The sequence below is a fragment of the Candidatus Pelagibacter bacterium nBUS_44 genome (assembly GCF_051200895.1).
In the GTDB taxonomy this organism is placed as follows: domain Bacteria; phylum Pseudomonadota; class Alphaproteobacteria; order Pelagibacterales; family Pelagibacteraceae; genus Pelagibacter.
This window is the reverse complement of record NZ_CP172838.1, coordinates 695,767-708,924: the sequence shown is the minus strand read 5'-3', so window position 1 is coordinate 708,924 and position 13,158 is coordinate 695,767. Positions and strand designations below refer to the sequence as shown.

Sequence of the window (13,158 nt, the reverse complement as noted above, 5' to 3'; positions counted from 1 at the left end):
ATTAATTTAAACCTTTTAGGTCTCCTTGTTTTTTCATCCATTTTTCGGTTGCTTGTATTTCTGCTCTTGCTTCAATCGCTGCATAAAGATCAGTATTTTTAAAATCTTCTTTTGCGTTTATTTTTGCCATCTCAACTGCATCTTTAAAGCTTTCTAATTTTGCTGTTTTATCTACTTCATTTATGTAATCAGCTGAATTAATTAAAACTGTAAGATCTGCTCTAATGTGATTTCCAACTAGATAAGCATAAATTGCATATTCATTTTCTTTCAATGGAACATTAACTTGAATGCCATAATCTAGTTTAGCTGCTAACTGTTCATTTTCAATAGAGTAGGCTGTAACCATCATTTTTTTTCTTGGTTTAATTGGACTGTAACCAACCTTTGCAGCTTCAACATTTACTGGATGCTCTTCCATAGAAGATACAAAACCAAATTTTGGAACTGGTAATCCTAACCAATCTCTATCTATAAATAGATCGTTTTCCAAACCAGGTATATTTTTTCGGATCATTGATAAAAACTCTATATTTAGTTTTCTAAAATCATCCTTATTAACTAAACCATAATTTTCTGTTTCAATTTTTTCTGATCCAAGATCATCAAAGTATGAAAGCAACATTGTAAATGGAACCATTCCACTAATAATCTTTTTACCTTCTTTCGCTATAACTTCACTTTTGGTATTGCTCATCTTCATATTTGAAACAAGATCTGATAATCTTCCAGCACCATTAAGAACTGTTGTATTTAAAAGATTGTCTCCAAAAGACACAGCATAAGCAGTTAGAAAATCGTAAAATTCTTTATGAATATTTTCCCATCCAGAAAAATCTTCTTGCATATTATTAATGATAGCTCCTATATCAGCTGCCATTGCAGCTAACATAATAGCTGGCTCAAAACCATTTAAACTTACTTGAAGTTTAGATCCAGTAAGACCAGTTAATTCTTGTATTTCATCTGTTAAAAAATTATGAAATCTAAAAGATTTTGGTTGTTTGTTTGCAGCCTTTTTTAATTCGTATTTTTTTCTTCCTCTTACATCTGGATCTGATCCATGAAAAGTTCCAAAATAACCTAATGGTATAAAGGTTGCCATGAAAGCCCATCCCATAACAGATTTAGCTTTTGCTATTTCAGCATCTGCTCCACCTTTTTTTAAAGCTTCTCTATGGCTTCTTAAAATTCTATTAGCACCAGGAGATCTTTCCAAAACTCCACCAGCAATGTTTCCTGGAGTTCTCAAGAAAGTAAAATATTGAGATGATATAATTGTTATTGGATTTAAAGCTTTAACATTTTTTAAATTTTGTACAGCACCAGTTAAGTCTCCAACAACATCATTTCTTTTACTCAATGGTGTTTGAAAAGTTCTTCTTTGTGCCGCTTCAAAAGCAAGCTTTGTCATAGTCTCATCTGGATTAGTAACTAAAGCTGCTAAATAATCTGCTCCTTTACTTCTATTTAGATTACCCATCTTAATTTGTTTAAGAGTATCTCTAAAAGCTAAAGCATAAAGTTCACTTTGATATGCAGAGTTTTTAAAATAGTTATCTGCATTTTGTAAAAATTTATAAGGTAGTCTATCAACAGTTAATATTCTTCCGCTAACATCTATAAACTTTCCTAGTACACTTTTATTATCAACTCCAAAAGCATCTGAAGAAAAAGCATTAACTGGACTTTCAAATTTAGTTCCAGCAATTTGACTTTCTACACCTGGAGCATTCTTATAAGTTTTTAATGGATTAGAAGCTAAAGGTTTTACTGATTTCCATTTTTGACTAAATGCTCTGAACATATTAGTTGCTGCAAGGTGTTCTCCAAAAGCAGCAGCCACATCCTCGTATTCAGCAACACTATCAATAGTCGAACCACCATACATTCTAGCAGCAATTTTTCGTTCAGTTCGTTCCATTGCTTTATAAATCCAGTTACCACCAATGTTTTTTACATGTGTCATTGGACCAATCAAAATATTGTTTAAGAATATTTCAACTAAAGCATCTGAAGTTTTTGAGCCAAAACTTTTTTCTGCAAATTTAATCTTATTTACTAGACCAGGAGTTTCTCCATAAAGTTCAGCAATCTTTATGATTTGTTCTTTACCTCCTAAATTCATTAGGATGTTTTTTCTATTTAACTGATCTAAATTAATGTTCTTAATAATACTGGTGTTATTAGGCTCTTTCATAATGTTAAGAGCTCTAGCTGTTTCTGTTTGAACACCTTTATAAATTTTAGTTAATTCAGCAGTTAAAGCATGTTGTCTAGCAAATTCTAAAGCATTTAAAGTATTGTCTCCACCTTCAGATAATAATTTTGTTCTTAATGATTGTAATTTCTGATGTTGTGTAATTAATAAGTTTTTTGCAGCTTTAATTTCATGTGCATTTAAAGCACTTCCTGGATTTAATTTTAAAAAATTAGCAACTAAAGTATCTGGATCATTACCTAATAAAGTTGCTAGTTCGTTTGTTTCCTTCCAAGATACAACACCTCTAGTTTGTTTCTTAATACTTTTAGAATATTGATTACCAAGAACTCTAATACCAGCTAATACATCATCACTAGATTGTATTTTATTAAAATTTAAAATATCGCTTTCGTTACCATCAAAGTCTGCACTCTTTAAAACTTTTTCTTCTTCAGTTAAAAATTCATCAACTGCTTTTTTAGAAGATGACTTTGGAGCTGATACTTTATAATTAACTTTTTTTGGCTGTAAGTTAGGAGCAATAGTTGAAGTTTTAACACTTAAATAATCATCTCCTCTACTTATAGTTTCTATTGCCTTTGCTTCTCCAGATTGTATCTTTTCAATTTTACCTTGAGCTTCTTCTAATAAAGTTTTGCTTTCTTGTTTTGTAAATTTTTCTGTACCTATTGGAAACTTTTTTGGTTTATTAGTTTTACCAATGGCATTAATTATAGCTTTAACTACCATGTTTTTTTATTCCTGTGATTTTTGAAAATAAATATTTGAAGCTATTTATTTATTACTATTAATTTGTCTTTTGTGAAATAATATTGTTTTCCATACTATCCGATACTGCTTGAGCTCCCCAGTATGATAAACTCACTCCACCAAGTAATTCAAACAGAGGTTGACTAGAACTTTGTACTCCAACTTTCATCTCATCTGATAATTCTAAAACTGTAACTGGTATGCTTGGATTTTCTGGATTACTTAATCTGTAATCATAAACTTTAGCATTCCATTTCTTCGCATACTTTTTCATGTAGCTTGGAATAGTTTTGTCATACAATTCAAACTTACCTTTACCACTTCCAGCAATTTCAACTTTATCTAATTCTCTAAACTGAAACTGTTGTGTATCAGTAGCATCTATTATCATTTGTTGTATTTCTGCATAATTTTTAGAGCTTACTTCTTTTCCTGGTTCTAAAACTAATTTCATATTCTCAAAGAAACCAGTATCTCCAGGCAAGTCTAAAACATTTATTCTTTTAAATATTTCGCCTTTTTCATCTTGAAATTTAACAACAAAACCAGGTTCTACTGATCTATTTACAAATTCTCCACCTTCCTCAATATCTTTTAAGATTTCTGCATTAGTATCAAATGGCTCTACTTCAATTCTCTTTAATTTTTCTATTGATTGACCATATCTATTAGCGGCTAAAGAACCTTTAGGAATTGCAACAGCATCAAAGCCATTATCAGCAGCATATCTAGTTAATCTTTTAATAGTGAACTCATACCAACTGTTTTTAAATGGAAAGTCTTTTAATACTTTATCTCCACCTGGAGCATTCATTGTAGCTCTGTTAGCACTAGAAAATAACTCTGTTTTGGATGCTTGTAATAGATCTGATTGCATCTCTTCAACAGCTAAAACCTTCTTACCATTATCTAAAGTTCTTGTTTTAAACCTTACATGAGCAAACTCATTCATTTTGTTAAAATGAGGAGATGTAAAATTAACAGATGTTTTTTGAGCTGATTTAACTTTATTATTTCCAAGTGTTCCAAATTCTCCTTCAAGAATTGCTGGAGTAGTTCCTTCTTTATTTTTTATTTTAAAAGCAAGTTCAGTATAATCAGTTCCACCAGCAGAAGTATATTTTTCATATTTTGGACTTCCATCTGTATTACTTAATCTAAATTGTCTAATGTCATCTTCTATATTAAATCTTTCTAATTCAAGCTCATCTATTTCGTATTTAGAAATTCTTGTAAAGTTCTTTTCTCCTATACTGTCTAAACTAACTTCTGGAACAAGAACTCTATTTTTAGTTCCACTTATTAAAAAATAATCATAGTCTGGATCTTTTTTATTAAGACTACCTTTTCTTATAGGAAATTTTAGATCAACAACATAACCAGTATATTTTCCAGTTGTATCATCCATCCAAGGAGTAAGCATAGATTTAATCATTTTAAATGGAGTACCAGTTCCAAATATTTCTGCATCTGCATCCATTGCTTGTAATAAAGGATTTCTATTCATTGATTGAAAGTCTCCTTTTAAATCTTGAACATCTAAACCATCTTTAGAAGCATTTGCTCTCGCACTTGCTTGAGTTGGCTCTCCTAAACCATTTACTAAATCAGCATCTTTATAAGTTGTAGTTTTAAATTTATAAACATCATAGTTAGGAGTTACACCATCTGCTAAATCACTATCTCTCCATCTAGTTTCGTATTCATCTATTGTTTGTCTAAAATCATCTGGCAAACCTTTTTTTGAACTAGATGACATTGTAACTTCAGCAACATCTATTTTGTTTGCATTGATATATTCTAAAACTTCATCTTTACTTACTTTGTTTTTACCTTTTAAAAATCCTTCAAGGTCCATCCATTTCAATTCACTTTCTTTAACACCAGATGTATTTTTAATTGTATTAAATATTTGTTCTCCACTACCAACTGTTGGAATTTTATCTGCTGCATCTACAACAGCTGATTTAAATATTGGAGCATTATCAACAGCTTTTAAAATACTTTTAATTGGAGATCCTTCAGCTTCATTGTCAGCAGTCATACCAACAACAGCAGCAGTTGATCCAGTTACTGTTGAGAATTTAGGAAGATATTGCTTCATAAATTTAAACGCATCTATAATGCCAGGAATAGCAACTCCAAAAGTTCCATACTCTAATGCCTGGTGCACTTCATCTGCTATCTTATCAGCTGGAGTATCTGGTAGTATTCCAATTAATCTTTTAAGTTCTTGAACATCTTTTTGAAAAGGAGCAAAGTAAGTTTTGTCTCCATCTCTATCTACATTTTCTACACCAACTGCACCAAAGGCAGCTGAAAGAAAGAATGCTGGATATTTAGGAACACCAGCTTTTCTCATCATATTAAATGCTGGAATAGAGTAGGCACTATCTTGAACAACAAGACTTAATATATCTTTTACCCATCCATTATCTTTTTGTTTTTCAAATAAATGTTTTCTGTACTCTCCAATATTTTCTGAAAAATGTTGAGCAATACGCATAACATCTCCTTCAGTTTCTTGGTTAAAAAATTCTTTAGGTAATGCAGTTGCGATAGGAGCACTCTCAAACATCTTGTAAGCAAGAGGCATTAGATTAACAGCAACATCTGCACCATTCACAGCTGCAAGCTGCAAGCTAGTAACTAAATCTTCAGTCTCATCTGTTAAAAAATTTCCAAAAGTCTCAAGATAATCTTTAGCAGTAGATGCTGTTGAGGTAGCATTCTCTTCTACAAATTTTACTTTATCACTTTCAGTATTAAAAACTGGAAAGTCTATTGGCTCAATATTTTCTGTATTCTCATATCCTTCAAGAATAGATGTATCTTTATTATTATCTTTTAATAATTTGTAAGCATCACTATCTCTGATTTTTCTTTTATCAAAGTCAGGCAAATAAACATTATCAATTAAATCATTCATACTAATCAACATCCTTTATTTTAAATTTACTTGTATGAGCTCCATCTTTTGTAGCCCAGGTAAATTTTTCTGTATTGTCTGCACCTGGAGCAACACTCATTCTGATTGTAAGAACATCTCTTACAAAATTTATTTGATCTAAATCGTCAATTAATTTTTTAGCATCGAAAGATGATTTGTTTGAATTTTCAAATCTTTCTAAAACTTGTTTTGCAACATTATCAAAATAAGAAGTGTCTGCTAATGCAGTATCCCATTTAACACCTTTAACTGGAAAAGGTAATGTATTTAAAGTTGGAATATGATCCTCGTTAAAATCTTCTTCAAGAACTGATAAGTAAGCATTCTCTGGAGACATACCATCTAAAACTTTTGCATTATAACTTTGTAAAATAAATTGTTCTTTATTAGCAATCGCTGCTGAAAGAGCTTGACCTTTAGCACCTTTGACAGTTGAGATGTTTCTTATATTTGCATTAATTAATTTTGAATAAAACTTGTAATCTCTATGACTTTCAAAATCTGATTTAGATTTATCAATCAAAGCATTAAATTGATTAATATCAGTCATAGCCATATTTTTAAGAAAATTATTATCTGTTATGTATGACTTCTTAATATCGTCTAATTGCTGAATTGTTGTTGCTGAATGAATTTGAGTAGTAATTGCCATAAACAATTCATTATCAGTCATTCCATCTTGAGCATCTTCAGTTATGAAATCTGAAATCTTAACAAACATAGCTTCATTAATAATGCCATTTTCATACATTTGATAAACTTCATTAATAGTAGGCATTTCATTTTTAGAATTAGTATCTGTTTTATTTTTTTGAAAATTATCAATTCTTAATAAAACTTCTGTAAATGCACCAATTTGAGTTTCTTGATCTTGGAGATCTTGTAATCTTTCTTTATTCTCTTTATCAACTCTTTTAGAAACAAGAGCTGTCTTTGCTTTAAATAAATATTCTTTAGCAGCATCTGGTCCAACAGCTTCAATTAAAGCTTCCTGGTTTTCTATAATTTCTTTTGGATTAATCTGAAGATTAACATTTAATAATAAATTGTTTTTAATTTTAGTTTTAGCTTCAACTAATGTTTCAAATTCTTTTTGACCAATATAACCAGCAGCAGCTTTATTATTTATTAATTTTCCAAAAGCAATAGTACCAATAGCCATCTCTCCTTGGTCCTTACTAATCATTTGACTAATTGCTGTATCAAAAGCAGTTCCTAATGATAATGTAAAATCCTCAATATTATTTTCAACAATTTGACTATTTAATTTTGGAACTAATAAAGAAGCTTTTTCTGCAAGCTTGCTTTTTAATAATCTTTGTACTGGAACACTTTGACCATTTAAAAAACTTTTAAAATTACTTGGCTCTAAATCTTTAATTAATTTATTAGGAGCATTTGTATCTCTGCTTTCTTTATATTTAGAATATTTTTTATCTATTTCTAAAGATAAAGCTGGTAATGCTTTATTATAATTATTGGTATCTTCAATAGCATACATATCTTTTTGAATAGATGCGATTGACTTTGCAACATCTGTTATAGCAGCACCTCTTTGAGTTGCTAAAGAAAATGGTAATGCAAGAGCAGAAGTTCTTGGAGTATTACTATCTTTTATATTTGCTTTACTATTAAATATTTCTAACTTTGCCATTATATGATAACCAATCTTCCAGCTTGTTGAGATTTAGATCCCATAGTAAGTAAGCTTCCAGCAGCTTTCATGTATTCTGTGTTAGCTGTCATCTTACCTTTAAACTCTTCGCCTCTACCTCTAGCTTGAATTAATAGAGATTGATTAATCATATCGGTTACAGCAACTTTAGAATTATAATCTGCTATCGCTACATCAAAAGATTGTAACTGTTTATTTTTAATAGCAACAAACATTGGAGTTGTTCCTTCTCTCATCTCTGCACCAGATCTTAAAGACTGAACAAAGAAATTTGAAAACTGTTGATCTTGTTGATCTAGTAATCTTGGCTTCTCAACTGTTTCATATACTTTTTGTTTTACAGCTGCTTTTTTTCTTTCGTATAATGCTTCTTCGTAAGCAACACTTGCATTGTATTTACCGATTGCTTTTGCACCACTTGCAGCAGCTAAATTACCTATGAAACTCATATATCTTTGCCATCCTATAATAGTTAGTTTGGTCTGGACCATACCTGGTCATCAAACCTTCATTTTTTAAACCAAGCCATTCGGCAAACCGAACACCAGTTATAAATTCTTCTTTGACTGCTGTTTGCAATCTCCAAACTTCGTTGTTCTTACAGAGATAATCTAATCTTCTCTTGACCGCAGAAGCTGCTTTAATTTTGTAATTATGAACTCCTTTACTTGCCATAACCCAACCTTCAGCAACTCCATCCCACAAAGGAATAATGCCACCAGCCAGGATAGGATTATTGTCAGCCAATAAAGTGAATGAAAGACCAAACACTTTAGTATCAATTCTAGTCTCTGTGTAACTCGCATCAATATCCATTAATTTATGGTTTAATCCAAACTCAACCATCTCATCGCCATGATGTCTTTCGTAAGGAACTATTTTAAAATTAGCCATCCGATGTAACTAGAGTTGGATAGATTGCTAATATTGAACAAGGAAGAGGCTGATCTTGTTTAATAAATATAAAGCCATCCGAATTGTAGTCATCGTTAAATTCAATTTCTTTGTCTCCAGAAAGTAATGTATCAACTGGATTACTTAATAAAGATGAGGTTGTTCTAAAAGGAATTAATTCTAGATTTGATAAAGATGGTCCAACTTTTACACCAACTGTTTCAAATAATCTTAAAATAACTTTTGAAATTCTTTTTGTTTTACCTTGAGATGTACCTTCAGCAGCTCCACCTTCAATTCTCATTGTTTGTAAAATACTATCATAAGCTAATCCAACACATGCTGAAGTAACTGATCGATCTAAAGTTATTGCACCAGAGCTTACAGTTTTATTTGCATGAGTAGCACCATCAGCCAATATTGAAACTGTTTGACCTTCTAAATGTGATAAACCACTTAATGTTGTTGTAGCTGATCCAGAGTAGGAGAGGTGGCTATCTAAAAATTTAAAACTTGTTGCAGATGTTTCATCAAAATCAAAATCAGAAAAACATTCTACAAATCTTTTAGTTGCACCATTAATTGTTCTTTTAACAATAACCCAAACTTCATCTTCTGTAAGTGTTCCAGAAATACTTGCAACACTTTCACATACCGCATTGCCACTTCCAAATACTCCACCGAATATATGTCTTGACCAGGCAATTACATTCTCTGATCTTTGATAAGTTAAGCAAGCTAGAACTCCATCGTCTCTAACACACCAAATATTACTACCTGGCTCTTGTTGATATGACATTTCATTAATTCCAGTATCTGTAACTGTTTCATTTAGAATAGTTAAGTCTGGAGCTTGATAACCATCACTATCAAAGTTGTATTGTAATTCTCTAATTTTTCTTTTTGCTTTTTGTAAAAACAAGATTGCGTTACCAGCTGGAATAGCATCAACATTAGCTGATCCAAAAGAGCTTTGTCTTTTAATGGTAATATTAACTGGAGTTATACTTGCATCTGTTCCATCTGCTGATACTGTAAATTCTCCTCCAGTAGTACCAACCACTAAAGTTCTTACAGCTTTCATATATCTAATCGCATTAACTTGATTAGATGCAATAGTATAAACCATAGCATCATCGGCATTTGTGCCAGTAGTCATGTTTTCGTAATCTCCAGCTTTAGAGAAAAATAAAGTTTGTGGCTCATCTGTCGTTCCAGCAAATACTAATCTTTGTTCAAAGAATGATACACAAGAAGGATGTCCAGTCGTATCTGAAAACGCTCCCAGGTTAAATGCAGCGGTAGCAGCTGTGCTAGCAAAAGCAGTTGTAATTGTACAAACAACAACTGTCGTACTGGATCTTGATGTAATTTTAGCTTTACCAGAATTGAAAGATATTATTCTTCCAACATCAGTTGTTTGAAATCCAGCTCCACCATTTATTCCAGTAACCGCAGAAGCAGTAATATTAACTCCAGATGCAACTCCAGCAGAGGCTGGTGTTAAAGTAGTCGCTGTAGAATTGTTTGCAAGATAAGGTCCATCAGTAAATTCTACTTCTGCTAATGTCCAAGATGTATGACCAGTTCTTGATAACTTCATCACTTCATGATTTGGATGTGTGATGTACATAACATCTGCTGATTGAGCAAATTTTATGTCAAACAATTCTGCTGTTAAATAAGGAGAAGATATTTCATAAGCAGATCCACTAGATAATATCTGTCCTTTGTCTTTGTAAAATCTAATATAAGTATTTCCAAATTCTAAAATATAAGTTTGAGTAGTTGAAAATTCAAAAGGTATTAATCTAGTTTTAGCAGCACTTGATTTTACTTCTGCAATATATTGAGTTCCAACTCTTCTTGTAGCAGCACCTTGAGGATGTACTAAAAAATTTTCTAAAGTTTTTGCACCAGAGCTATACTTTTCAAAATCTGTTCTTCCATCCATTTTAGGAGAAAACTCTCCAGATACAAAAGATGTTAAAGCTAATGTTGTTCTTGGCATATTTTTCTAAAAATTTCTTGTTGAGTTAAACCTTGTTCTTCTCTTTTACATTTAGTCGTTGGATCTATTTCATCCTCATTAATAATTTCTACTAATGCGTATCGATAAACTTTCTCATCATCTCCCCATTGAAAATGAAGAAGTGATTTAGGTTCAGAATATTTTTCTAATAGTCTTGGATCAAATGATGATTTGGACATTATAATCTAGCATCTGTAAATTCAGAGCTTTCAATAGTTCCTAATGAGTTTTCAGTTGCGTCTATAAATCTTGCTTCTCTTAATCTTTCATCTGCTCTAGTCATATATTTTTCTGCTAGAGTTGCATTGTTTGTTACAGCATAAGCTAAATCAGCAGCAAGTTGATGAGAGATACTTTCTTGTAAATAAGTATCGTAATTATTTGGATCAGTATCTAATGCTATATAAATTAAATAAATTGTTCCTTCATCGGTAACAATATTTCTACCTTCTAATTTATAATCAATAGCAGAAGCAATACTGTCTGTTGTTCCATTGTGTACTTTTAAAACTCTTAAACAATCTGAAGGAAGAGCATAAGCATAAGTATATTCTATAACTGGAGCTGTACTGTTTTGAGCTAATTGAACTCTTTTGTGTAAGCAATTCCAGGCATGAGATCTAAATACTCTATTTCTTACTGGCTCATATCTTTGATTAATTAATCTTGCATTCTTACTATCATCTGTGAATGCTGAAATTGTTGATGCACCTAATAAGTTAAGAGCTGAATTTGCTATATCTACTGCACTTGCCATTATGTTTTTTCTCCTTGTTCCTCACATGAAAATCTAATTGCTAGCTTCTCATCTTCGAAATCTTCTTTGTAAAGTTCGTTTAATAAAAAATGTGATTGCTTGTAACCTTGGTTTATACATGTGGACCAATTATCAAAAGATCCAGTAATACTTTGATTATTACATTTTGGAGCTTCTGTTGCGTAACTACACACATATAAAATCAAAAGGTATTTCATTTAACATTTCCATCTTCGTCTTGCTTGTCTGATCCTTGAGTTTGGATTATTTTTAGTTTTTGCAGAAGATCTCTTCAGTTGTCCTAAAGATCTTGCACAATATGATTTTCTTCTTTTCGCAGCCTTTGATCCTTTTTTAACTTTACCAGTAACTGCGGTTTTTAATTTTGATCCTGGATTAGCTCTTCGATAAGCTTTCACTCCAGCCTTTGTCATTCCAGCACCTTTTTTAGTAGGTCTGTAATTTTTTTTATTTTTTGAAATTGCTCTTGCCATTTGACTAATGCCTGGCGGATTTCTCCGCCAAGCAAAATGATTATTGACTACTCAACTGTGTACATAACCCAACAATGAATAGAGCCACTTATAGTTGCTCCACCAGTTGTAATTACAATATCAGTTTCCGCAGTTGTTCTGTAACCTAGACCAGTCATCGCAGTATTAGCAGCAGTAGAGCCACCTAACATTGATTGTGTTTGACCAGCAGCATTCCATGTACCTACCGCAGCTAAATATCTGTCAGCGTCTCCGCTGTCTCCAACTGTTAAAGTTGAAGATCCGCCTAAAGCATCACACTTTAGAACAACATCCATTATAGTTGCGTTAGTTGGTATTCTACCAATCGTTATATCTGATCCAGATGCAAGACTTGAAGCTTCATAACTATCGTATGAAACTCTCATCTTTCCACCAAGAACTTCGCTGTCCACTTTTACAATAGGATCAGCAGTTATGTTTGTGTAATTTACACCTTTAACGCTTGACATAATATATATCTCCTATTGATTAAGCTTCATGAGCTTGGATTGTTACAACTTTATCTTCTTCCATTCTTGTTGATCCGATACTCTGACACACATAAACTTGATGAGCATAACCTTTGTCAGATCTCTCATCAATTCTAGTCATCAAATCTTGACCAATAGCCATCTTACATCCATCTTGAGCCCAAACTAGGCAAAGTCTTTTAGATGATGCGATGTCAAGTCTGTTAGACACGATAAAATTGAAGCCAAGGAATGAATTAACTTCTCCATTCGCTAAAGCTTTTACAGAGTTGAAATCACTAGATGTAACTTCAGTAGTTCCTAACAAATCAGTAATTTGTCTTGGACCAACTGCAATGTATCTAGTAATTGATGGATCAACAGATGCAGCATCAAGAAGTTCTTTTGCACTTCTTAATTTTGCAATAGTTAAACCAGCAGTACCACTTTCAGTTATCTTTTGGCTTGATGGAAGAGCAGTAGCTGTTGAGCCAGTCTCTCCAGTATAAGCTGTTCCAGATAACGCAGCGATGATTTCATCGTCTTGAGCTCTACCTAATGCGTATGCTGCGGCAGAGGCATAAGCCGATGTGGGATCAATCAATGTTCTCAGCTTATCTTGGTTATCGATAAGATCGGCATATTCATAATCCACAAGACTAACTCTTCGTCTTGCATGTGGTGTCAGTTTTGTTCTTTGTAAATTTTTTAATTATTTTACTTCTACATATTACTATGCAGCTCGGACTATATCTTCACTATTAAATAGTGTTCGGCACTCTTGGAAGTATTATTCTTTCGTCAACTTCTAGTCTCTGAACCTTCTAAATACCTTTTAAATTATTTAGCTAGGCTGCTGATTGTCCTAATAGGAGTTCCCAGCAATTCACC

General features: G+C 32.1%; 12 protein-coding genes. All 12 read right to left on the bottom strand.

Features of this window, described 5'->3' with window-relative positions; translation table 11 throughout:
- Position 1: 1 nt before the first annotated feature.
- From ACIJYB_RS03965 to ACIJYB_RS03910, 12 genes are read right to left on the bottom strand one after another with little or no spacing between them, the layout of a single operon-like run.
- A complete protein-coding gene (locus ACIJYB_RS03965) occupies positions 2-2,953 on the bottom strand; it encodes a hypothetical protein (protein ID WP_435149975.1) in 2,952 nt (983 codons plus the stop codon).
- Positions 2,954-3,011: 58 nt separating this feature from the next.
- Complete coding sequence (locus tag ACIJYB_RS03960; protein WP_435149973.1) at positions 3,012-5,903, bottom strand: hypothetical protein; 2,892 nt, start codon at positions 5,901-5,903, stop codon at positions 3,012-3,014.
- 1 nt (position 5,904) lies between these two features.
- Entirely contained in the window at positions 5,905-7,578 is a 1,674-nt protein-coding gene (locus tag ACIJYB_RS03955; RefSeq protein ID WP_435149972.1) for a hypothetical protein, read from the bottom strand.
- Positions 7,578-8,048 (bottom strand): hypothetical protein, encoded by a 471-nt coding sequence (locus tag ACIJYB_RS03950; protein WP_435149971.1) that lies wholly within the window; start codon positions 8,046-8,048, stop codon positions 7,578-7,580. Before ACIJYB_RS03950 ends, ACIJYB_RS03955 begins: the two co-directional genes overlap by 1 nt.
- Positions 8,032-8,493, bottom strand: a complete 462-nt coding sequence (locus ACIJYB_RS03945; protein WP_435149969.1) for a hypothetical protein — start codon at positions 8,491-8,493, stop codon at positions 8,032-8,034. Before ACIJYB_RS03945 ends, ACIJYB_RS03950 begins: the two co-directional genes overlap by 17 nt.
- Complete coding sequence (locus ACIJYB_RS03940) at positions 8,486-10,504, bottom strand: hypothetical protein (protein ID WP_435149967.1); 2,019 nt, start codon at positions 10,502-10,504, stop codon at positions 8,486-8,488. The genes ACIJYB_RS03945 and ACIJYB_RS03940 overlap by 8 nt, the downstream gene beginning before the upstream one ends.
- On the bottom strand, positions 10,486-10,704 hold the full coding sequence (locus tag ACIJYB_RS03935; RefSeq protein ID WP_435149966.1) for a hypothetical protein: 219 nt from the start codon (positions 10,702-10,704) through the stop codon (positions 10,486-10,488). Before ACIJYB_RS03935 ends, ACIJYB_RS03940 begins: the two co-directional genes overlap by 19 nt.
- On the bottom strand, positions 10,704-11,282 hold the full coding sequence (locus tag ACIJYB_RS03930; RefSeq protein ID WP_435149964.1) for a hypothetical protein: 579 nt from the start codon (positions 11,280-11,282) through the stop codon (positions 10,704-10,706). Before ACIJYB_RS03930 ends, ACIJYB_RS03935 begins: the two co-directional genes overlap by 1 nt.
- A complete protein-coding gene (locus ACIJYB_RS03925; RefSeq protein ID WP_435149963.1) occupies positions 11,282-11,500 on the bottom strand; it encodes a hypothetical protein in 219 nt (72 codons plus the stop codon). The genes ACIJYB_RS03930 and ACIJYB_RS03925 overlap by 1 nt, the downstream gene beginning before the upstream one ends.
- Complete coding sequence (locus tag ACIJYB_RS03920) at positions 11,501-11,776, bottom strand: DUF6321 domain-containing protein (protein WP_435149961.1); 276 nt, start codon at positions 11,774-11,776, stop codon at positions 11,501-11,503.
- 47 nt (positions 11,777-11,823) lie between these two features.
- A complete protein-coding gene (locus ACIJYB_RS03915; RefSeq protein ID WP_435149959.1) occupies positions 11,824-12,267 on the bottom strand; it encodes a hypothetical protein in 444 nt (147 codons plus the stop codon).
- 19 nt (positions 12,268-12,286) lie between these two features.
- Positions 12,287-12,955, bottom strand: a complete 669-nt coding sequence (locus tag ACIJYB_RS03910) for a phage capsid protein (protein WP_435152520.1) — start codon at positions 12,953-12,955, stop codon at positions 12,287-12,289.
- Between the last annotated feature and the right edge of the window lie 203 nt (positions 12,956-13,158).